This window comes from Streptomyces sp. NPDC026500, from assembly GCF_055567635.1.
Map to the genome: position 1 here is coordinate 39267 of NZ_JBVHQB010000027.1, position 20926 is coordinate 60192.

The 20926-nt window shown below is 70.0% G+C and carries 16 protein-coding genes and 1 pseudogene; 8 read left to right on the forward strand and 9 right to left on the reverse strand.

The genetic code is table 11. The features are described from left to right. Nucleotides 1-26: 26 nt before the first annotated feature. Together ACZ4N5_RS35810 and ACZ4N5_RS35815 are read right to left on the reverse strand one after the other, a co-directional pair. Nucleotides 27-1217 (reverse strand): MFS transporter, encoded by a 1191-nt coding sequence (locus ACZ4N5_RS35810; protein WP_467761201.1) that lies wholly within the window; start codon nt 1215-1217, stop codon nt 27-29. Between the two features lie 239 nt (nt 1218-1456). After that, nucleotides 1457-4060, reverse strand: a complete 2604-nt coding sequence (locus tag ACZ4N5_RS35815; protein WP_467761202.1) for a PA14 domain-containing protein — start codon at nt 4058-4060, stop codon at nt 1457-1459. 159 nt (nt 4061-4219) lie between these two features. Between ACZ4N5_RS35815 and ACZ4N5_RS35820 the strand changes: the two genes are divergently transcribed. From ACZ4N5_RS35820 to ACZ4N5_RS35840, 5 genes are all read left to right on the forward strand, one after another. After that, nucleotides 4220-5233, forward strand: a complete 1014-nt coding sequence (locus tag ACZ4N5_RS35820) for a LacI family DNA-binding transcriptional regulator (RefSeq protein WP_355843319.1) — start codon at nt 4220-4222, stop codon at nt 5231-5233. 143 nt (nt 5234-5376) lie between these two features. After that, on the forward strand, nt 5377-6477 hold the full coding sequence (locus ACZ4N5_RS35825; RefSeq protein ID WP_467761203.1) for an ABC transporter substrate-binding protein: 1101 nt from the start codon (nt 5377-5379) through the stop codon (nt 6475-6477). A gap of 1 nt (nt 6478) precedes the next feature. Further along, entirely contained in the window at nt 6479-8035 is a 1557-nt protein-coding gene (locus tag ACZ4N5_RS35830) for a sugar ABC transporter ATP-binding protein (RefSeq protein ID WP_467761204.1), read from the forward strand. Then, nucleotides 8028-8990, forward strand: a complete 963-nt coding sequence (locus tag ACZ4N5_RS35835) for an ABC transporter permease (protein ID WP_467761205.1) — start codon at nt 8028-8030, stop codon at nt 8988-8990. The genes ACZ4N5_RS35830 and ACZ4N5_RS35835 overlap by 8 nt, the downstream gene beginning before the upstream one ends. Beyond that, a complete protein-coding gene (locus ACZ4N5_RS35840; RefSeq protein ID WP_467761206.1) occupies nt 8987-10009 on the forward strand; it encodes an ABC transporter permease in 1023 nt (340 codons plus the stop codon). Before ACZ4N5_RS35835 ends, ACZ4N5_RS35840 begins: the two co-directional genes overlap by 4 nt. A gap of 263 nt (nt 10010-10272) precedes the next feature. Here the strand turns inward: ACZ4N5_RS35840 and ACZ4N5_RS35845 are convergent, their stop codons facing one another. The 4 genes from ACZ4N5_RS35845 to ACZ4N5_RS35860 all read right to left on the reverse strand — a co-directional run bounded on the left by ACZ4N5_RS35845 (nt 10273) and on the right by ACZ4N5_RS35860 (nt 13024). Continuing rightward, entirely contained in the window at nt 10273-11154 is an 882-nt protein-coding gene (locus ACZ4N5_RS35845) for a lamin tail domain-containing protein (protein ID WP_467761207.1), read from the reverse strand. Nucleotides 11155-11694: 540 nt separating this feature from the next. Continuing rightward, a complete protein-coding gene (locus ACZ4N5_RS35850; RefSeq protein WP_467761208.1) occupies nt 11695-12180 on the reverse strand; it encodes a hypothetical protein in 486 nt (161 codons plus the stop codon). Between the two features lie 29 nt (nt 12181-12209). After that, nucleotides 12210-12581: an ArsR/SmtB family transcription factor gene (locus ACZ4N5_RS35855; protein WP_467761209.1), complete on the reverse strand. Its 372-nt coding sequence runs from the start codon at nt 12579-12581 to the stop codon at nt 12210-12212. Further along, the gene (locus ACZ4N5_RS35860; protein ID WP_467761210.1) at nt 12578-13024 is read right to left on the reverse strand and encodes an SRPBCC domain-containing protein; all 447 of its coding nucleotides are present in this window, start codon (nt 13022-13024) and stop codon (nt 12578-12580) included. The genes ACZ4N5_RS35855 and ACZ4N5_RS35860 overlap by 4 nt, the downstream gene beginning before the upstream one ends. A gap of 292 nt (nt 13025-13316) precedes the next feature. On the opposite strand from ACZ4N5_RS35860, the pseudogene ACZ4N5_RS35865 reads away from it, so the two are divergent. Both ACZ4N5_RS35865 and ACZ4N5_RS35870 read left to right on the forward strand, forming a co-directional pair. Then, nucleotides 13317-13577: pseudogene (locus tag ACZ4N5_RS35865) on the forward strand (LysR family transcriptional regulator); the annotation flags it as partial. Nucleotides 13578-13784: 207 nt separating this feature from the next. Next, entirely contained in the window at nt 13785-14117 is a 333-nt protein-coding gene (locus ACZ4N5_RS35870) for a deoxyxylulose-5-phosphate synthase (RefSeq protein ID WP_467761211.1), read from the forward strand. A gap of 88 nt (nt 14118-14205) precedes the next feature. Here ACZ4N5_RS35870 and ACZ4N5_RS35875 read toward each other — a convergent pair whose 3' ends face one another. Beyond that, nucleotides 14206-15288: a DNA polymerase III subunit beta family protein gene (locus ACZ4N5_RS35875; RefSeq protein WP_467761212.1), complete on the reverse strand. Its 1083-nt coding sequence runs from the start codon at nt 15286-15288 to the stop codon at nt 14206-14208. Between the two features lie 87 nt (nt 15289-15375). After that, on the reverse strand, nt 15376-17301 hold the full coding sequence (locus ACZ4N5_RS35880) for a serine/threonine-protein kinase (protein ID WP_467761213.1): 1926 nt from the start codon (nt 17299-17301) through the stop codon (nt 15376-15378). A 766-nt stretch (nt 17302-18067) separates the two neighbouring features. On the opposite strand from ACZ4N5_RS35880, the gene ACZ4N5_RS35885 reads away from it, so the two are divergent. Beyond that, nucleotides 18068-20287 (forward strand): FUSC family protein, encoded by a 2220-nt coding sequence (locus tag ACZ4N5_RS35885; protein WP_467761214.1) that lies wholly within the window; start codon nt 18068-18070, stop codon nt 20285-20287. A 78-nt stretch (nt 20288-20365) separates the two neighbouring features. On the opposite strand, the gene ACZ4N5_RS35890 is transcribed toward ACZ4N5_RS35885, so the two are convergent. Beyond that, entirely contained in the window at nt 20366-20920 is a 555-nt protein-coding gene (locus tag ACZ4N5_RS35890; protein ID WP_467761215.1) for a TIGR03086 family metal-binding protein, read from the reverse strand. Between the last annotated feature and the right edge of the window lie 6 nt (nt 20921-20926).

Here is a 20926-nt window from a genome sequence, read left to right on the forward strand (position 1 = left end):
CTGGTCATACTGGCAGAGGCGGGGTTCTACGACTCGACCGAAGTCGGGCGTCGGAGCAGGTAGACGCCCGCGACGGAGACCAGGACGGCCATGCAGGCGATGAACACCAGCCCCGCGCCTTCCAGGCCGATCGGGCCCACCAGCACGCCCACTCCGATCACCGGAACCGAGATACCCGCGTAGGCGACTACGAACAAGGTGGAGATCACCGCGGCGCGCTGGTGCTCGGGAGACGCCTGCGCCACGGTGGCCAACGCGGCGCGGAACGCCAGGCCCTGGCCGCCTCCGCCGACGATCGCGCTCAGGACCACCAGGACCAGGAGGTCCCATCGCAGCGCGCCCGCGAGCAGCGCGAGGCCGCCGAGGAGGGCGGCGCAGCCCAGCGGCAGTGACCTTCGCACTCCGACCCGGCCGACGGCGAGCTGTCCGGCGGTCGAGGCGAAGAAGGCGAGTGCGACGACCAGTCCGCTCACGGCGTGGTTGTGCACGTCGAGGGACGTGGCGAGGAAGGACGGGCTGACCGATGTGAACACGCCGAAGAGGGCGAACCCCACGAAGGCGGCGATCGCGGGCGGCCCGAACACCGGCCGCACCTGTGGGGGCAGGCCGGGCCGTTGCGGCCGTACGGTGCTGAGCGGCCGGCGTTCCCGGACGGTCTCGGGGAGTCGCAGCAGGACGGCGGCGGAGCAGGCCACCAGGGCGAGGTGGACGGCGAACGGCAGGTACAGCGGCCAGGGCGCGTATTGCGCGAGCAGCCCGGCGAACAGGGGACCGCAGCCGAGTCCGCCCATGTTGGCGGCCGTCGCGACGAACGTGGCCCGGGTGGCACCGCCCGGCGGTGCCAGCTCCATCACGTACGCCGTGGCGGCCCCGGTGAACAGGCCGGCGGAGAGGCCGGACAGCAGCCGCCCCACGTACAGCCAGCCCAACCCGGTGGCGCACAGGAAACAGACGGCGCTCGCCGCCGCGAATCCGAGGCCCCACAGGAGCACCGGTCGCCTGCCCACCGAGTCCGAAGCGTTGCCCGCGAGCAGCAGCACGCCGATGACTCCGAAGGCGTACACGGCGTACACGACGGTGACCGTCAACTCGGAGAATCCGAACTTCTCCTGGTACAGGCCGTAGAGGGGAGTCGGCAGCGTGGTGCCGGCCATGCATACGGCGAACACCGCCCCGCTGAGCAAACACTGGCGCCACCCTCGGCGATCACCGTCCATGCCGCCGACAGTAACGTCGTGGGTGCTGCGATCCGGCCCGACGTGCCGCCGGAAGGGACCGGAGGGCCACGGAGCGGGGTGCTCGCGTTCCGGATGCTCGACTCCTCGCGGGTGAGCGGCGGACTGGGCGCGGTCCGCCCTCCCTTCGCGGGGAGGGCGGACCGTGCCGACGACCCGTCAGCGGGTCGGGGCGAGGCGCACACGGAACAGCGGGGAGGCGTGTGCCGGGCGCCTCGTCGTCAGGAGCAGCCCGCCGGTGTCGCCTGTGACGCGTCGTGGATCAGCGCGTCATGGGCTGCCTTCAGCCGGGCCACGTCCGGCTTGACCACCTTGCGGTCGTAGGTGATCAGCCCGTTCAACTCTCCCTCCACGTCGGAGATCTGGGTGTAGACGGCGCCGTTGCCGCCCTTGCAGGCGAGCTTGTGCACCTCGTCCAGCCGGGCCAGGTAGTCGTCGGTGTACGTCGAGGGGTCGACGTCCACGTAGGACTGCTGGACGGACCAGGCGTGTCCGGGCACCGCGAGTCCGAGTCCGCCGTACTCGCCGCTGACCAGGGCCCGTCTGCCGTCGGGAGCCGGTGGCAGCGCGGGGCTCGGGTAGCCGTGCTCGTCGATGATGTCGCCGGTGCCGCCGTCCACGCCGAGGTTGATGCCCGACATGGAGTTGATGAGGCGCGTCGGGTCCCAGGCCTTGGCCTGGTCGGCGATGCGGGCCTCGTCGTACTGGCCCCAGCCCTCGTTGAAGGTCACCCACATGACGACCGAGGGGCTGCTGATGTGCTCGTCGATCATCTGCTTCATCTCACGCTCGTACTCGGCGCGGGACGCGGCGTTCGGATCGACCCCGGCGGTCATTGCTGGCATGTCCTGCCAGACCATCAGGCCGAGCCGGTCGGCCCAGTAGAACCACCGGTCGGGTTCCACCTTGATGTGTTTGCGGACCGCGTTGAAGCCCATCCGCTTGTGCATCCTCAGGTCGTACGCCAGGGCCTCGTCGGTGGGTGCGGTGTAGAGGCCGTCGGGCCAGAAACCCTGGTCGAGGGTGGCCATCATGAAGACGGGCTTGCCGTTGAGGACGGTGCGCGGGATTCCGTTCACCTGCTCGACGGCGATCGAGCGCATCCCGAAGTAGCTGCCGACGCGGTCGGCGCCGACGGTCACCTTGAGGTCGTACAGGAAGGGGTCGTCGGGTGACCAGAGGTGCGGATCGGTGATCTTCAGGACGAGCGGCTGTCCGGTGCGGCCCCACACCGTTGCGACCTTGCGGTGTCCGGCGTACGCGGTGGCGGTGACCGGCACTCCGTCCCTCACGCCCTTGGGCTCGATGGTGAGCCTGCTGTTCTTGACGTCGGGCGTCAGTTTGAGCGAGTCGACGTGGTCGGCGGCCACCGGCTCCATCCACACCGTCTGCCAGATGCCCGAGGACGGGGTGTACCAGATGCCGCTGGGGTCGAGGCGCTGCTTGCCGACCGGCGGGTTCTCACCGCCCTGCGCGTCGGTGGGGTCGTAGACGCCGACGATCAGTTCCTGGGTGCGGCCGGGCTTCAGCGCGGCGGTGATGTCGGCGCTGAACTTGTCGTAGCCGCCCTGGTGTTCGGCGACCTTTGTGCCGTTGACATAGACCTCGGCCCGCCAGTCGACAGCGCCGAAGTTGAGCTGGAGGCGCTTGCCGGAGCCGACCTTCCAGCCGGACGGGACGGTGAAGGTGCGCCGGTACCACATGCGGTCCTCGTGGCGTTCGATGCCGGAGAGCTGGGACTCCACGGGGTAGGGCACGAGGATCTTCTCGGTGAGCTTCCTCCCGACCGGCGGCTGTTCGCCGGCCTTGGCGGCGGCGAACTGCCACGAGCCGTTCAGGTTCTGCCAGTCGGCCCGGGTGAGCTGCGGCCGGGGGTACTCGGGGTGGGCGTTGCGGGGGCCGACGTCGTCCGCCCACTTCGTGCGCAGCTGGTAGGTGGAGCGGTTGGGGCCGCTGCCCCAGAAGACGTTGACAACGTTGCCGTTCGCGCCGGAGAGGCCACCCTTGCCGTCGTAGCGCAGGTCTGCGGTACCTCGGGCCGTGCCGGTCTTGTTGCCGACGACGGGTTCCTTCAGGCCGACGATCAGGGACTTGGGGTCGGCGGGGTCCAACTTCGCGGTACTCAGGGGCCACTTGGCGCCGCCGATGACGGCTTCGACGTGGTCGGTGAGACCGGCCGGGGGCGCGGTGAGCGGCTGGGCGAAGTCGAGACGCAGGGTGCGGCCGTCGCCCTGGACCGTGGTGGCGATGGCACCGTCGTAGGCGTATCCGTCGGGCAGCCGGAGAGCCGACTGCGGGACGGCCGTCTTGGTGCCGCCGGGTGGGGTCCAGCGCAGATGGAGGTTGGAGCCACCGAAGTGCTCGAAGTACTCGACCTTGATGTCGTAGGCCTGTCCGGCGGTCAGATCGATCGGCTGGGAGGTCTGTTCGCGGTCCCAGTCGTCGACCCAGTGGTCGATGGCGAGGTGTCCGTCGACCCACAGCCGGAAACCGTTGTCGCCGATGATCGAGAACGTATGGGCCCCGGTCTTCTCGGGGACGATCCGGCCGGTCCAGCGGACGTTGACGTCGTCCGACTGTCCGGTGGCGAAGGCCAGTCGCGGCTCCAGGTTGTCGAAGTCGAGGTTGGTGTCCAATCCGGTGGCCTTCAGCTGGTGGAAGTCGAAGGCGCCGGGGGCGGACTGGGTGTAGTACTCGCCCTTCAGGCCGTGGACTTCCACGGGGTCGTCGGCGGCTGTGGCGGCCGGGGCGGCGGTGAGTCCCGCGAGGCCGAGTACCGCGACGAGCAGGAGTGCCAGTTGGGTTCGGAGTCTTCTGATGCGCACGGATCCTCCTTGGCTGAGGAAGGGTGGCGGCTCGTTGCTTCAGTCTGTACAACGTTGGAAGGAACGGGAGTTGGCATCACAGCACGGGTCCCGGCCTCTGTCCAGGGGCATGACAAACGCCCAGGTGACAGAGGCGCACATCGATGAAGAGGAGATCCCTTGCGGGTCAGCCTGAAGGACGTCGCGGAGCACGCCGGCGTCTCGATCAAGACGGTTTCGAACGTCGTGAACAACTATCCGCATGTCACCCCGGCCATGCGGGCACGCGTCCAGGAGGCCATCGACGAGCTGGGCTACCGGCCGAACCTCACGGCGCGCCACCTGCGCAAAGGACGCACGGGCATCATCGCCCTCGCCATCCCCGAGCTGGGCAACCCGTACTTCGCGGAGCTGGCGGGGGCCGTCATCGATGCCGCCGCCGAGCACGAGTTCACCGTCCTGCTGGACCACACGCGCGGCGACCGCGAGCAGGAAGTGCTGGTGAGCCAGGGTTTCCGGGCCAATGTCATCGACGGCCTGATCCTCAGCCCGCTGGAGCTGGAGGACGAGGATCTGCGCTCCCGCACCGACGACGTGCCGCTCGTGCTGCTCGGCGAGCGGGAGTACGAAGTGCCCTACGACCACATCGCGATCGACAACGTGGCGGCCGCACGCAGCGCGGTACGCCATCTGCTGAGCCGCGGACGCTCGCGGATCGCCTACCTGGGTGCCCGCACGGATTCGGCCAACCGGCCGGCGCATCTGCGACTGGCGGGCTGGCGCGAGGAGTTGACGGAGGCCGGGGTGCCCGCGCCGGACGAACTGGTGGTGCCGGTCGGCGGCTGGGACCGCGACGAGGGCGCCCGGGCGATGGCCCATCTGCTGGATTCCGGAGTGCGCCCGGACGCCGTCTTCGCGTACAACGACCTGGTCGCGATCGGTGCGATGCGGGTGCTGCACGAGCGTGGCCTGCGGGTTCCTTGGGATGTGGCGGTGGTCGGCTTCGACGACATCGAGGAGGGGCGGTTCGGTGCGGTCACACTGACGACGATCTCGCCGGACAAGCAGGCCATCGCACGGATGGCGGTGGCCTCCCTGCTGCGCAGTCTGTCGGGCAGGACCGAGCCCGGCGGACGTGAACTGACCGCGGATTTCAGGCTTGTTGAGCGCGAGAGCACGCTGGGGCGGCGCTGACGAGATTTCGGACAGAAGGCTTTACAGGCTCCTTCCAACGATGTAAAAACCTCCCCGGAACGACGTGTACACCGAGTTGACCGCAAGAGCCGATCATCCCCGGGAGCGCTCTCAGCGCCGGGGCCGCGCCGTTTGGGGACTCCATGAAGCCGATCGCACCACGTCATCGCACCTCCGCCAGGACCCTCCTCGCCACCGGCCTCATCACGAGCCTCGCGCTCGTCTCCGGATGCGCGAAGTCGGAGAACGACACCGCCGGCAAGGACAAGAACTCCACCAGCCAGGGCGACGGGGGTCAGATCGTCGCCTCGCCGTCCACGGGCTCGGGTCCGACCTGCGCCATCGACGCCTACGGCGCGAAGAAGATCGACCTGAAGTCGGCCACCGTCGGCTTCTCCCAGTCCGAGAAGGAGGCCAACCCCTTCCGGATCGCCGAGACCGCGTCGATCAGGGCCGAGGCGGCCAAGCGGGGCGTGAAACTGCTGACGGCCAACGCGCAGTCGCAGTTCTCCAAGCAGATCAGCGACGTCCAGGACCTCATCGCCAAGGGCGCCGACCTCCTCGTGATCGCGCCGCTCAACTCCGACGGCTGGGATCCCGTCCTGCGCTCGGCGTCCGCCAAGCACATCCCGATCATCACCATCGACCGCAAGATCAACGCCACCGCCTGCAAGGACTACGTGAGCTTCATCGGCTCCGACTTCGTGGAGCAGGGCAAGCGGGCCGCGGACCGGATGATCGAGGCGACCGGCGGCAAGGGCGACATCGCCATCCTGCTCGGCGCCGCGGGCAACAACGTGACGACGGAACGCACCAAGGGCTTCGAGGAACGCATCAAGGAGAAGGCGCCCAACCTCAAGATCGTCTTCAAGCAGACCGGTGAGTTCGCCCGGGAGAAGGGCCAGTCGGTCACCGAGAACCTCATCCAGTCCAAGCCCGGCATCACCGGGATCTACGCCGAGAACGACGAGATGGGCCTCGGCGCCGTCAACGCCCTCAAAGGGGCCGGCAAGAAGCCGGGCGCGGTGAAGATCGTGACGATCGACGGCACCCGCAACGCCGTCCAGGGCATCGTCGACGGCTGGATCGACGGCGTCATCGAGTCCAACCCGCGCTTCGGGCCGCTCGCCTTCCAGACCCTGGACAGTTTCACCCAGGGCGCGAAGGTCTCCCAGGACATCATCATCCAGGACAGCGCGTACACCAAGGGCAATGCCAAGTCCGACCTGGGCAAGGCCTTCTGACATGCTGTCAGTGACCGGCCTGTCGAAGTCCTTCCCCGGCGTGAAGGCCCTGTCCTCGGTGGACTTCACGGCCCGCGCCGGGGAGGTGCACGCCCTCATCGGAGAGAACGGCGCGGGCAAGTCGACCCTCATCAAGGTCCTCACCGGCGTCTACCAGCCCGACGAGGGCGAGGTGACGTACGACGGCACCCCGGTCCGCTTCGCCACACCGCTCCAGGCGCAGCACGCGGGAATCTCCACCATCTACCAAGAGGTCAACCTGGTCCCGCTGATGAGCGTGGCCCGCAACCTCTTCCTCGGCCGCGAACCCCGCGGCCGGCTCGGCCTGATCGACTTCCGGCGCATGCACCGGCAGGCCGACGAGGCGCTGCGCGAACTCGGTCTGCACGTCGACGTCCGCCGACCACTGCGTGAACTCGGCGTCGGCGCGCAGCAGATGGTGGCTCTGGCCCGCGCCGTCTCCGTCGACGCCCGCGTGGTCGTCATGGACGAACCGACCTCCTCGCTCGAACCGCGCGAGGTACAAACCCTGTTCGGGGTGATCCGGATGCTGCGCGAGCGGGGCATCGCGGTGATCTACGTCAGCCACCGGCTCGACGAGCTGTACGAGATCTGCGACGCGGTCACCGTGCTGCGTGACGGCAAGGTGGTGCACACGGGCCGGATCGCCGAACTCGACCGGCTGAGGCTCGTGGCGCTGATGCTGGGGCGGGAGATCGCCGACGTACGGCAGGACGGCCTGACCAAGTTCGCGGGCAGCCACGACACCGAGGCCGAACCCGTCCTGGAGGCACACAAACTGAGCGTGCGTCACCACCTGCACGACGTGTCCGTCTCCGTGCGGCCCGGCGAGGTGGTGGGGCTCGGCGGGCTGCTCGGTTCGGGCCGAACCGAGACGGCCAAGGCCATCGCCGGCGCGCTGCCCACCGACTCCGGGCGGGTCGTGGTGGCGGGCGTCCGCGTGCGCACCGGCTCGACGCCCGCCGCGATCCGCGCCGGCATCAGCCTGCTGCCCGAGGACCGCAAGGCCGAGGGGATCGTGCCGGGCCTCTCGGTCCGCGAGAACATCGCGCTCGCCGCGTTGCCCGGCCTCTCACGATTCGGCCTGGTCGACGAAGCACGCATCGACCGGATCGTGGACACCTTCATGAAGCGGCTGCGGATCAAGGCGGCGAGCCCGCACCAGAAGGTGGGCGAACTGTCCGGCGGCAACCAGCAGAAGGTGCTGCTGGCCCGCTGGCTGGCCATGCAGCCCAAGGTCCTGCTCCTCGACGAGCCGACCCGGGGCATCGACGTCGGCGCCAAGGCGGAGGTGCAGAAACTGATCGACGAACTGGCCGACGACGGACTCGGCGTCCTGCTCATCTCCTCGGACCCCGAGGAACTGATCGAGGGCAGCGACCGGGTGATCGTGCTCAAGGACGGCGCGGTCGTCGAGGAGCTCACCGGTGACGCCGTCACGGAGGACCGGCTGATGCGCGCCATCGCCACCGCACCCGCCGCCCCCGCCGCCACGGCCACCGGCACGAGCACCGGCCCGGGAGGCCACGATGACTGACCTGACACTCGGCCGGGTGACAGCCGACCGCGACCGACTGCTGGGCCTGCTCCAGGAGTACGGCGTCTACCTGGGCGTCGTAGCCCTCTTCCTGGTGAACACCGTCTTCACACCACACTTCCTGTCCACCGAGAACTTCCGCACCCAGGCGGTCCAGGTCGCCCCGGTCCTGATCGTGGCGCTCGGCATGGCGCTGGCCATCGGCAGCGAGGGCGTCGACCTGGCGGTGGGCTCGGTCATGGCCCTGTCCACCTCGCTCCTGTCCCTCTACCTCGGCTACGGACCCGGCGTCGCCATCCTGATCGCCCTGGCCGGCGGCGCCGTGATCGGCGTCGCGAACGGATCCCTCATCGCGTTCGTCGGCGTCCAGCCGATCGTCGCGACACTCGCGCTGATGGTCGCCGGGCGCGGGCTGGCACTGGTGCTCCTCCCCCAGCTCAAGGACGTCCACGACCCGGCCATGGCGAAGCTCGGCTCCGGTGATGTCCTGGGCATCCCGTACGTCGTGCTGATCGCCGTCGCCCTCGCGCTGCTCGTCGCGTTCGTCGTGCGCCGCACGACCTTCGGCCGCCAGCTCCTCGCCATCGGGGACAGCCGCCCGGCGGCCCGGCTCGCCGGACTGCCGGTACGCCGCGTCCTCATCCTGGTGTACGTGTGCTCGGGCGTCCTCGCTGCCGTCGCGGGCGTGCTGGCCACCGCCCGCCTCACCGCGAGCGACCCGACCTCGCTGGGCAACCTGATGGAACTGTCCGCGATCACCGCGGTCGTGGTCGGCGGCACCCCGCTGAGCGGAGGCCGGGTCCGCATCGGCGGCACGGTCGCCGGCGCCGTCCTCATCCAGCTGCTCACCACCACGCTCATCAAGCACGATCTGCCGCCGTCGTGGACCCAGATCGCCCAGGCCGCGGTGATCGTCCTCGCCGTCTACGCGGCACGGGAACGAGGAAAGCGATGACGACCGACGTGGAAACTCCGGTGCGCGCGAAGAACACGGCCGAGGAAGAACCGTCCGGCGCCGGCCGCTCCGAACGGCTCAGCGCCCTCGCCCAGCAGCACGGCGCGCTGGTCACCCTGATCGTCGCGATGATCGCCGCGTCCGTCGGCTTCGACACCTTCCTGACCGGCGACAACCTAGAGAACATGGCGCTCTCCTCGGCGTTCCTCGCCGTGGTCGCGCTCGGCATGACCTTCGTCATCGTCACCGGCGGCATCGATCTGTCCGTCGGCTCGCTCTTCGCGCTCGGCGGCGTGCTGGCCGCCTGGGGTTCCCAGTACGGAACGGTCGTCGCGCTGCTGCTGCCGCCGGCCGTCTGCGGGCTGATCGGTCTGGTCAACGGCCTGCTGATCGCCCGTTCGCGGCTGGCTCCGTTCATCGTCACGCTGGCCTCGATGCTGGGCGCCCGGGGCATCCTGCTCTCCGTGACCGACGAGGGCTCGAAGACGTATCTCGTGGACAAGGACTCGTTCTTCGCGAAGCTCGGACAGGGCGCGCTGATCGGCGTCGGCGTGCCCGTGTGGATCACCGTGGCGCTGTTCGTTCTCGGTGCGGTGGTCCTCCGGCGCACCCGATTCGGCCAGTACGTGTACGCGGTCGGCGGGAACGAGGACGCGGCGGCTCTGATGGGCGCCCCCGTGGCCCGTACGAAAATCTCCGTCTACACGCTCTCCGGGCTGTGCGCGGGACTCGCCGGAGCGCTCAACGCGGCGTGGCTGGCGTCGGGCGTGACGATCCTCGGCTCCGGAATGGAACTGGAGGCGATCTCCGCGGTCGTCATCGGCGGCACGCTGCTCACCGGCGGGTTCGGCTTCATCAGCGGCTCACTGGTCGGTGTGCTGCTGCTGAAGGTCATCCAGAACGTCATCAACCAGATCGGCTCCCTGGACTCCGCCTACCAACAGGTCGTCAGTGGCGCGTTCCTGGCCGCCGTCGTCATCGCACAGACCTGGCTGGGGCGCAGACGCCGGGTGCTGTGATGGGCATGGACCGGACCGGACCGGACTGGACTTGACTCGACCGGACTGGGCATCCGGATCGCCGAGCGAAGCCGTCAGGGTCCGCCCGTGCCCGGACGCAGAAGACCCGCACCGAGTGGTGCGGGTCTTGTGCGGCGAGGCCGTCCTGCGGGTTCGTGGCTTTCACCGGGACCGATCGGGCCTGGGGCTACAGCCGGTCACCTCCACGTCCTGACCGGATGCCAACCGCGTACACCCTGAACGGGTGTGCTTTCAGGCGCTGTTCAGTGACCGAGGAGTCCCTGGATCGGGCCGTGTCCCTGGCCGTGTCCCTGACCTTGTCCCTGGCCCTGACCTTGTCCCTGGCCCTGACCCTGGCCCTGCCCCTGGCCCTGACCGCGGTCATCGCCGTGCCCACGGTCGTCGCTGTGCCGACGGTCGTCGCCGCGCCCACGGTCGTCGCCGCGCCCACGGTCGTCGCCGCGCCCACGGTCGTCGCCGCGCCCACGGTCGTCGCCGCGCCCACGGTGGTCGTCACGACCGTGGTCGCGGCCGTGGTCGCGGTCGTTGCCATGTCCACGGTGGTCATCGCGGCCGTGGTCGCGGTGGTCGTCGCGGCCGTGGTCGCGGTGGTCGTCACGGCCGTGGTCGCGGCGGTCGTCACGGCCGTGGTCGCGGTGGTCGTCACGGCCGTGGTCACGGTCGTGGTGCCGGCCCCAGGAGACGCTGTCGACGAAGCGGCCGCGGTCGGTCCGCAGCGTGGCGACGTCGGAGTGGTTGTCCCACACCTCGTTGCGGCGGTCCTGATAGAGGTCACGGCTGGTGTCTCGGCCGAAGCCCGTGTGGATCCGGACGGTGGAACGGCCAGCCAGGCGGTAGTGGTCGAACGTGTAGCGGTTGCCGTCCTTGTCCGACAGCGTCCAGCCGTTCAGGTTCACTCCGTGGCGGTCCGAGTTGGTGATTTCCACCCACTCCGCGTTCAGCGAACGGCTGGAGCGGTCGTCAAAGCCCGGCGCGTCGCTCTGGACCCTGCTGATGGCGACGTGCGTGCGCTCGAAGCGCGGCTCCGCGGCCGAGGCGGACACGGCGGCCGAGCCGACCAGTGCGCCTGCCGCGATGGCCGCGGCCGCCACACGGCGGGCCGTGACAGACGTGGAAACGGACATGAATGCTCCTCAAGGTTCGAGAGCCGGCACACCCCGTACGAGCACCCCATTGCGGGGAACTGCACGGTGCGACCCTGTACGAGTCCCGGCCCGGTGGCCGGTGACTCATAAGTTGCTGCACGTCGCCTCCCGGGAGGAGCGACACCCGACCGCTGTTACCAATTACGGACATATCAGTTACAGGCGCCTGTATATGGCCTTTAACTACGGAAACCTGAAAAGTGATGGACTGCCATCGTCAACTCCCGTACTCCCTCAGCATTCATGCCGTATCGGACATCTCCCTCGTCATCGCACCTCAGCCACCCATCACCCGAAAGTGAGTAACACCCCTCCGGTCCGGCGCGGCCGCAGAACGTACGCCGCACCTCTTCACCACGACACCCCGCGTCCCCACGACGCCCTCGTCGCCACGACACCCGCCGTGCCCGCCTTCTCGACGGGGGGCCACCTGACGAGGTTTCGGAAACGGGCACGGCGTGGCGACTTCACGGCACTTGCGCGCCACTGCCAGTAGGCCGGGCGGCCGCGATCCAGCCGTCAGGCGGCGCGGCCGGGGACCGCGACGCGAAGGTCCAGGAGTTGCTGGGCGTGCCGGGGCACATGGTCTTCGGCGAGGCCCTCGATCAGGGCGGCGAGCGGAACCGGCTGATCCAGCACGAGCGCGTCGCCCGACCGGAGGAGCGAGGGCACCAGAACCGAGGCGGCTTGTTCGCTGAGCCGATCGGCGATGTCGCACAGGACCGCGACCTGGCTGCGGAGGTGGGCTGTCAGGTCTGCCCTGCCCGAGTGCTCGGCGATGATCCGGTCGAGATTCCAGGGGTCGAGAGAGATGCGGTTGTCGAAGGTCGGACGCGAGCCCGAGACGACGCTCAGCGCCACCGCGGCGACCGCGGCGTCGACGCTCAGGAGGTGGGCCAGGATCTGATCGGCGTTCCATCCTCCGTCGGCGGCGTCACCGAGGTCGGACATGGCCGCGACATCGAGCAACCTGTCGTAGGCCGCGCGAAGCCCTGTCGTGTCCATGGATGCTTCCTTTCAGTAAGTGGTTCGTGTCAGTCGGCCCGATGTGAGCGCGAGGCCTGTTCCGCGGACTCGGCGACGCGCTTGATGTTCGCGAGCCGCCGGTCCCAGTCGGCCGCGAGCGCGGCCATCCACCGTGCGGCCGCGTCCAGCGCCGCGGGCCGTAGCGCGTAGCGCACCTCACGTCCGACCCGGCTGCCGGAGACCAGCCCCGCGGCGTCCAGGACGGAGAGGTGTTTGACGACCGCCTGCCGTGAGACAGGGAGCCCTTCAGCGAGGGTCGTCGCCGTGGCGGTGCCCTGTTCGGCCAGCAGATCGAGCAGCCGGCGCCGCGTCGGGTCGGCCAGCGCACCGAGGACGCTGTCGACGTCCTCGGCGGCGCGACCAGGCTGTTCCTCCGTCACGGCGAGGGCTGTTCGGCGCGCTTCTTGAGCGCGTCGAGCTCCAGGGGCCAGCCTTGGGTGTGGTCCTTCAGATTCTGGCTGCGCAGTTCCTCGGACCCGGCCAGCGCCGCGAACCCGCTCTCCACGACGCGCAGCCGCGTCCGGTCGCCCTCCTGGGTCAGCGTGAACTCGACGAGCGTGCTGTTCTCCTCGCGCAGCTCCTCTCCGGGGAACGCGCTGGTCCAGCGGTACGCCAGATACGTCGGCGGCTGAACCTTCTCCACGCGTACCGGGAAGTCGCCGTGCTCGGGGTTCTTCGCCACCATCGACTCGCCCTCCCTCGCCACGGTGCCGGGCAGGCTCGCCTTGTCCGCTACCCAGAAGCCGGGTTGGGCCACCAGTGACCAGACCCGTTCCATGGGCGCTTCGATCAGGGTTTCGCGTTCGATCCGGTCCTCGCTCATGAGGGAACTCCTTCATCGCCACGATCAGATGCAACTCCAGGGTTGCACAATGCTCAGCGACGCGCAACCAGAGAGTTGCACGCCGGGGGGGGAGGTGTCGGCTTCGGGGTCGCGCTCAGGCGCGGAGTGCGACGTCGAGATGGCGTATGAGCTCTCCGACGCGTCCGCCTCCAGGGGGTGCGGCGGGCAGCCGGCCCAGTACCCGCGGTGACCGCTGCTGATGCGTGTGAACATCAAGCTGACCGACGGCCACCGGGCCTACTCCGAGCGCCTTCGCATCCTGCGGGAAGCCCTCGCTCGCTGGCCCGGCCCTGGCGGCAGCTACCCGGAGGGACCAGGGGCAGAGGTACGGAACCTGACACAGCTGTTCCAGCTGATCGCGCTCGGCCGTACCACCGTGATCATGCCCGAGTCCGCGGTCACCGACCTGCGCCGGGATCTCGCTGTCGTGCCGGTCCTGGACGCGCCGCCCGTGACTACGGTGATCGCTTGGCCGTCGCGGAGCCGAGATCGCGCAGTCGCCGATCTCATCCGCGTGGCAACAAGTCTTTGACCGGCTGTTCTCCAGCACGGTCGAAGCCCGACGCCGGCCTCTGCCTCACTTCCGGAGGCCGGTGACGGAGGCAGAACGGCGGAATCGGCGCCTCGCCCACGACGACGTCCAACGCATCCAATATGCAAGCGACTTGACCGTCGACGATCACTGTCACCGCGCGGAAAGTGCGTCGCGTTCTCCATGTGTTCTGCCTACGCTGGCACCATGCCTCCCGCCAAGACCTCGTTCGTCTGCCTGCCTTGCCGGGCTTCGTACAAGCAGCCGTACGACACGTACCGGCCGCAGCGGATCTGTCCCCGCTGCGCCGAGCCCCTGATCCACGTGGGGTCGGCCTTCGCCCCGCCCCGGCGTCGGGACACCGCGGCCTGGAGGACACTCGCCGTCCTGCTCAACGCGGGCGTCGGCTTCCACAAGAGCTGCTGCTGCGGGCCCGGATACCGCCCTCGCACCCTGCGCGAAGTCCGCGAGCGGATGACGTACGCACGACGCACCGGTGAGCCCTTCGCCAGGGCACTCGTGCGCCCCGAGATTCCCTGACGGCCGGGGCGGCTGTCAGGGAACGCGCCCTTCCGCCGCCATGTCCTGCGCAGACCAGGAGTGAGCGACGGAGGCGCGGGTGCCGTGCTCAGTTCTCCAGACGGACCGGCATCAGCATGGAGAACGTGTCCTCGTCGTCGGGTCGTCGGATCGCGATGGGCGCGGTAGCGGCGCCGATCTCCAGGATCAGTCGGTCCCGGGCTCCGGCGGCGAGCGCGTGCAGCAGGAACTCGCGGTTCACGGCGACAAGACTCTGGTCGTCGTCACCGTCCACGCCGATGGTCACCGTTCCATCGGATGTCACCTTGAGCAGGCTGAGGTCGGCGGCCGTTTCGTCCGGTCCGCGCACTTCGCTCATACGGACGGGACCGGTCTCCACCGCCTCCTGGAACTTCGCCACGTCGACCAGGGCGCGGCGGCCGGCCGGCAAGTGGACCAGGCGGCGGTAGTCGGGGAAGTCGTGGTCGAGGCATTGGCCGGCCGTCTGCCGGTCTCCGGTCTCCAGTGTCACGCGGTCACCGTCGACGGCGAGTTGGACGGATTCCTCGCCGCTGAGCAGGGCCCGCATCGCGTCGGCGAGCGGGGACGGGACGATGATCTGGACACGGGTCTCGGCGTGCCCGCTGGTGCCGGCCTGCGCGACGGCCATCCGGTACCGGTCCGTGGCCACGACGTTGAGTGTCTCGCCCTCGATGTCGAACAGGACACCCCCGAGCATCGGCAGTTCCGGGTCGGTACCTGCGGCGAAGCGGACCGCGTCCAGCGCGCAGGCGAGTTCCGGCGCGGAGACGGACAGGCGGACGGCGCCGGTGCGGGGCAAAGTCATGGGTTTCTCCCTGCGTTCGAGTAGTGCTCGGAGCGTGGAGAACTCGTTGCGGGCATCGGACAGTCCCGCCTCAAGACGGCGCACATGCGCCTGAAGGAGCTTGCGCACCAGGTCGGTGTCCGCGCTGGACCAGCCGGCGAGGACCAGGCGGATGTCCGCCAACGGCATACCGGCCCGGCGCAACCGGGCCAGCAACCGTGCCTCCTCGAGTTGCTCGGTGTCGTACCAGCGGTATCCGCTCACCGGATCGACCCAGGCTGGGACCAGCACACCACCACGGTCGTAGAACCGCAGGGCGCTCACGCTCAGTCCGCTGTCCCGGGCCATCTCACCAATGCTGCGCATCTCGCTCTCCACACCCGGAACCCTGAGCCCTCGACCAGGTCGAGGGTCAACCCGGCCCCCCTCGGACGGTCGTCGGACTGTCCTCGATCAGGCCGGGCAGTCGGCCAGCGCGCCCGCCGTACCCCACCGGATCATCAGGTAGCCGGAGCCGCCCCGCTCCGCCACGGCATAGCGGGAGTACGGCCACAGATCGCCCTCGCTGTCCCGCTGCTTCACCAGAGCCCGGCATGCCTCGCCCGCCGCCATGTCCGCCCAGGTCGCGACCTGCCCCTGGTTCCATGTGACGTAGTCCGACCACACATACATCGCCGAGTTTCCCGGGTCGAAGCCCATCTTGAGCTCCGCGTTGCCGAGCAGGCGATCGGTGCCGAGCGTCGTGCGCATTCCGTTCGTCCGCTCGATGATCTTCCTGGTCGCGCGGTCCGCGACGTTGATCTCGTCCCCGTCGGTACTGGGGATCATGGCCTGGCCAAGGCCCTCTTCGTCCGGCTCCCAGCCCGAGCCGGCAACGGAAGCCTGTCCGGTGTCGTTGTCGGCGGCCGATGTGCACCGCGCGTCGGCCAGGAAGTCGTCGTCCCAGGTCACCTGCGGATCGCGGCCCGTCGACTCCTTCACCATGACGTAGGTGCGGTACGGCAGTTCCGGGTGCAGGCGCAGAACGACGTCCCTCAGCGTCCGGCACATCAAACCGGCGACCTTCGTCTCCGCGTACATCGTTCCCTGCTCGTCGGAGGAGAGCCGGTACGAGAGGTAGACCTCTCCGCGCGAGGCGTGGAACCTCACGGCCTCGGGGGCGAAGTCGACGCCGTCGCCGTCGCCCAGTTCCTGGACGAGAACACCTTGGTCGTGCAGAACAGCACGCGCGACGTCGTGCTCGCCCTCGCCCCGCGCCGACTGCGTCTCGGCCCAGCTCGCCGCACTTGCCGAACCGCCGCTCGCGGCCTGCTTCCCCTTCTCCTCCGAGCTCGTCTCCGTGCTCGCCTTCGCGCCCGCCGTGGACGGCTGCGGAGATCCGGTCGACGAGGAAGCCGGAGCGGAAGCCGTGCTCCGGGTTCCGTCACGGCCGCCGTCCGTCCTGCCGGGCATCAGGGCCACCACTCCGCCGACCAGGCCCCCGATGACGGCTGCCGCGACAACGGCCATGCCCGCCCATGGTCTTCGTGGACGCCTCGCGGGCTGCGGCCACACGGGATCGTTCGCGTGGGGTATGTCCCAGACGGCTGTGACCATGTCCTCGGCCCGCGTGAACAAAGCGTCGACGCGCAGGACTTGGGTGACCTGGGAGGCCAGAAGTTCGAAGCATTCCTCGGCGGCATCGGCGGCCGAGGGACGGTCCCCGGGTTCCTTGGCCAGCGCTCTCCGCACGATCCCGCGCAGGGGCGCGGGGACACCGTCCAGGTCGGGGTCACCCGACATCACGCGGAACGCGACCACGTCGGGTGCGCCGGTCCCGAAGGGAGTTCTTCCGGTGGCCGCGTAGGCAACGAGCGCTCCCCAGGCGAACATGTCGCCCTCGGGCCCGGTGGCCCCGGTGCGGTACTGCTCGGGGCTGATCCAGCCGGGGGTGCCGGTCATGACTCCGGTACGGGTGACGCTGGTGCCGTCGGCGGCGTGCGCGATTCCGAAGTCCAGGACGCAGGGGCCGGAGGGCGTGAGGATGACGTTCTGCGGCTTCACATCGCGGTGCACCACGCCGACCGCGTGGACGGCGGCCAACGCCTGCGCGGTGGCGGCCGCGAAAGCGTACAGATTCGCTCCGGCGAGCCGTCCTTGGGCGAGCACCTGCTGGTTCAACGTCGGTCCGGCGACGTACTCGGTGGCCAGCCATGGGCTCTCGGCGTTCGCGTCGGCGGTGAGCAGGGGGATCAAGTAGGGGCCGGTGACTCGGGAGGACAATTCCACTTCGCGCCTGAAACGCGCCCTGAATTCGGGCTCTTGGGCCTGCGCGGGGTGAATCACCTTGACCGCCACGCGCGTTCCGTCGGGCGCCACTCCGGCATGGACGGTACCCATGCCTCCGGCACCGAGACGACCGATGATCCGGTACGGACCTATTCGGGAGGGATCGCCGGCATGAGCCGGCTGGACTCTTCCGGAGGATCCGGCTTCGCTCACTGATGGTTCCTTCGTGCGGGACTGAACGTTTGAGCAGGCGGAGACGCTACATGTGGCCGGGGATCGGGTTCGGACCCCAGCAGGCTGCCCCAGCAGGCCTTTTGGGCGAGTTCCCGTCCGGATGTTATGCGCTGACCCGCCTCCTGGATAGAGAAACCCCTGACCAGACGGTGCGCTCTCTCCGGCCGGGTGACGACGCGCTTGCGGACCGTGTCACGGGCTCGGCACGCATATGGCCGTCCCTCGGCCCCGATCCGTACAACTGCCTTACCACGCCTGCTCGTTACGGCCATCACCCACGGCAGACCCACGGCCGTCCGGAGCGGAACCATCGGTCGGCCGGAGCGAAGCCATGGTCCGACCCGAACAGAGCCACCGGTCGGCCGGAGCAGAACCATCGGTCTGCCGTGCGGCGGAGCCGAGGCCCCGGGATGCGGCCCGGCGAAGTCGTAGCCCCAGGAGTCGTCCGGCGAGGCGTGGGCCCCACCGTGTCATAGGTGTGCGCTGCCCGCCCGCTCCGCCTCCGGATGCCTGCCGATGGGTGTCGCTGTTCCCCGGGCAGGGATCAGGTCCGCGACAGTCGCGCTGCCCGTGAACCGGTCCCGGCCGACAATGGACGTACGGCGGGGACGGGCCCGGGGAGGCGCCGGGGAAGGAAACGTCCATGCCGAAGCGGCCCTCCTCCCCCGGTCGCGTACGGGCCGCGCGGCAGTCCGCGCGTGTCACGGTCGCTTCCGCCGCCGGCTTCTACGCGGCCCTCTACCCGCTGGACCAGCCGGTCGTCGCGGTCTACGCCCTCTTCGCGCCGATCGCGCTCGGTGTCCTCTCCCCGATCCCCGGCGGCGGCCGCGACCGGGCGCGGACGGTCCTGTGCGTGCTGCCGGTCGCCGTCGCGCTGACAGCCCTCGGCACCGCTCTCGCCGTCACGACCGCCTCCGCCGTCGCGGGAATGCTGGTGATCGGCTTCACCGTGTCCTTCGCCGCCGCGTACGGACCGGCCGCGGCGAGTACGGCCCCGGGGCTGCTGCTCTTCTACGTGCTCGCGTGTTTCCCGCCGTACGCGCCGGACACCCTGCCGCAGCGGCTCGCCGGCCTGCTCACCGGTGGCGTCCTGCTGGTCCTGTGCGAACTGCTGCTCCTGCCCGCTCCGCCCGTTCAGCCGTACCGCGCGCGGATCGCCGCCGCCCTGGATCTCGCGGCCGCTTCGGCGCTCGCGGCGGCTCAAGGCCACCGTCACGCTCCCGAGCGGGCACGGCGCCTGCGCGAGGAGGGACTGGCACTGCGCTTGTCGCAGACGCCACCGGCTTCCCGCCCGACCGGGGCGGGCCGGACCGACCGCGGACTGGCGCAGGCCGGAGCCGCGACACGGCGTGTACTTGACCAGCTGTCCCGGTTGGCCGAGCGGCCGGAGTCCGCGACGGCCGCCGATCCGCCCTCCGAGACGCTGCTGCGCGGTGTCGCGGCCGGATGCACGGCGACGGCGAAGGCTCTCCGCGGCGCGCGCGCCGTTCCTGGACCCGAGGCCCTCGAGGAGATGGTCGCCGAGTTCGTCGACGTACGCGGACGTCCGTCGGGTACCGGGCGCGACAGGGATGCCAAAGCGTCGCAGCGACTGCTGGAATGCCGTTCCGACCTGCTGACCACAGCGGCCTCGGCCCTGACCGTCCAGGCCGCGGTGGCAGTGGCGATCGGTGGGCGCCGCAACGCGGCGGGACTGCCGCCCGAGCAGTTCTGGTACGCGGAGCCATCCACGACACGGCTCCTGGTCCTACGGCTGACCGGCAATCTCACCTTGCGCTCGGTCCTGTTCCAGAATGCCGTACGCACGGCCCTGGGGCTCGGCGCGGCCCGTCTCGTGGCCGGAGCCCTGGACCTCTCGCACGGCTTCTGGGTGCTGCTGGCCGTGCTGACGCTGGGGCGCACGACCGCGGGAGCGACCTGGTCCACGGTGCGCTCGGCGGCGGTCGGCACGCTGGTGGGCGCGCTGGTCGCCGGGGCGCTGATCTTCGGGGCGGGCGGCACCGTCGACGTGTACGCCGTCGTGCTGGTGCCGGCGATGTTCGTGGCCTTTTCCGTGGGGCCGATCGCGGGACCGGCCTGGGCACAGGGGCTGTTCACCCTGGTGGTCGCCGCTGCCTTCAGCCAGCTGGCTCCGGCCACCTGGCGGCTGGCGGAGACCCGCCTGATCAATGTCCTGGCGGGCTGCGCGATCGGCCTGATGTGCGGTGTGCTCGCCTGGCCCGCCGGAGCCCGCGCCGAGGTTCGACGCAGTATGGCGGAGTTGCTGCGTGCGGTGGGGCCTCTGGTGCAGGTCACCGTGGCCGCCGCGGTGTGCGCGTCCGGCACATCCGGCGATCCACGGCCTCGGGGCGGTGCGGCCGAGGAGTCGCTGCGGCTTACTCGGCACCGGCTCCGCATCGCGGAGGGTGCCTACGCGCAGTACCGGACGGAGGGTGGAGGTGATCACGTCGACGGCGGCCCCGACTGGCATCTGGCGCTCAACTGCGCCTCCCACGCGGAGATCGGATCCCATTGGCTGCCCCGGCAGGCGTACGGTCCGGCGCCGCCCGACGCGGTCCGGTGGGCGCGGGAGTCGGTCGGCGAACTGGCCACGGCGATGGACCGGGCGGCCGCGTTCCCGCCCGGTGGGGTACGGGCACGGCCTACGCCCCTTCCGCCGGAGATCGTCTCCGCGGCCCCGGCCCCCGTGCTGCCCGCGCTGGTCGACATCGACAGCTGGCTGCAGACGCTCGCGGCGGAGCTGACGGCGATCGGCGGGAGGGGTCCGGACGAGCCGTCGCCTCCGGTCCAGGGCGGCGGAACGGACCCGGCAGTCGCACGCGATGCCACACCCGTACGGGACGGTGAACCGGTCGGACCGTGATCCGGCCGGGCGGTGATCCGGGAGGACGGTGATCCGACGGGACCGTCATCCGGCCGGTGATCCGGCCGGCGCCGTCTCTCAGGGCTCGCGTCCGATGAAGGCGAGCAAGCGAGTCTGCACGTCAGCGCTTTCCGGGACCTCGACCCGTGGCCCGTACTGTCCGCTCCGGCGCAGCACATCGTCGAGCGGCAGCATGCCGTCGAGCAACTGGGCGCACTTGCCGGGGTCGAGGCGTTCCTCCTGGCCGCTGGCCCGTGCCAGGTCCCAGGTGTGCATGAAGACATCGGCGGTGTAGAAGCGGTCGACCGCCTGGTCGAGTGGGACCTCTCCGATGTGCGGGTTCGACAGCGTCTTGTGCGCCGTGGCCGGATCGTCGAGGAGAGCCTGCACTCCGTCGCTGTGCACCGTCCAGGCCTTCACCGGGTCGTCGTCCACCGACGGCCCCTTCGGCAGTTCGACTCCGGCGCCCGCCTTCACGAAGTCCGGGAACCACTCGACGAGGTGGCGCACCACGTCCCGGGCGACCCAGCCCTCGCACGGCGCGGGGTTGTCCCATGCCCCGGGACGCACTCCGCGCACGCGGTCCGTGAAGACCCCGGCGACGGTGCGGTGCTCATCGGCTGCGCTCGTCATGATCTC

Excerpts from the sequence above, each read along its gene's own strand:
- ACZ4N5_RS35835 (WP_467761205.1), top strand. The coding sequence starts at position 8,028 with ATGACTGACCTGACACTCGGCCGGGTGACAGCCGACCGCGACCGACTG.
- ACZ4N5_RS35875 (WP_467761212.1), bottom strand. The coding sequence starts at position 15,288 with ATGCGCAGCATTGGTGAGATGGCCCGGGACAGCGGACTGAGCGTGAGC.
- ACZ4N5_RS35870 (WP_467761211.1), top strand. The coding sequence starts at position 13,785 with ATGCCTCCCGCCAAGACCTCGTTCGTCTGCCTGCCTTGCCGGGCTTCG.
- ACZ4N5_RS35880 (WP_467761213.1), bottom strand. The coding sequence starts at position 17,301 with ATGGGTACCGTCCATGCCGGAGTGGCGCCCGACGGAACGCGCGTGGCG.
- ACZ4N5_RS35850 (WP_467761208.1), bottom strand. The coding sequence starts at position 12,180 with ATGGACACGACAGGGCTTCGCGCGGCCTACGACAGGTTGCTCGATGTC.
- ACZ4N5_RS35890 (WP_467761215.1), bottom strand. The coding sequence starts at position 20,920 with ATGACGAGCGCAGCCGATGAGCACCGCACCGTCGCCGGGGTCTTCACG.
- ACZ4N5_RS35860 (WP_467761210.1), bottom strand. The coding sequence starts at position 13,024 with ATGAGCGAGGACCGGATCGAACGCGAAACCCTGATCGAAGCGCCCATG.
- ACZ4N5_RS35810 (WP_467761201.1), bottom strand. The coding sequence starts at position 1,217 with ATGGACGGTGATCGCCGAGGGTGGCGCCAGTGTTTGCTCAGCGGGGCG.
- ACZ4N5_RS35845 (WP_467761207.1), bottom strand. The coding sequence starts at position 11,154 with ATGTCCGTTTCCACGTCTGTCACGGCCCGCCGTGTGGCGGCCGCGGCC.
- ACZ4N5_RS35825 (WP_467761203.1), top strand. The coding sequence starts at position 5,377 with ATGAAGCCGATCGCACCACGTCATCGCACCTCCGCCAGGACCCTCCTC.
- ACZ4N5_RS35830 (WP_467761204.1), top strand. The coding sequence starts at position 6,479 with ATGCTGTCAGTGACCGGCCTGTCGAAGTCCTTCCCCGGCGTGAAGGCC.
- ACZ4N5_RS35885 (WP_467761214.1), top strand. The coding sequence starts at position 18,068 with ATGCCGAAGCGGCCCTCCTCCCCCGGTCGCGTACGGGCCGCGCGGCAG.
- ACZ4N5_RS35840 (WP_467761206.1), top strand. The coding sequence starts at position 8,987 with ATGACGACCGACGTGGAAACTCCGGTGCGCGCGAAGAACACGGCCGAG.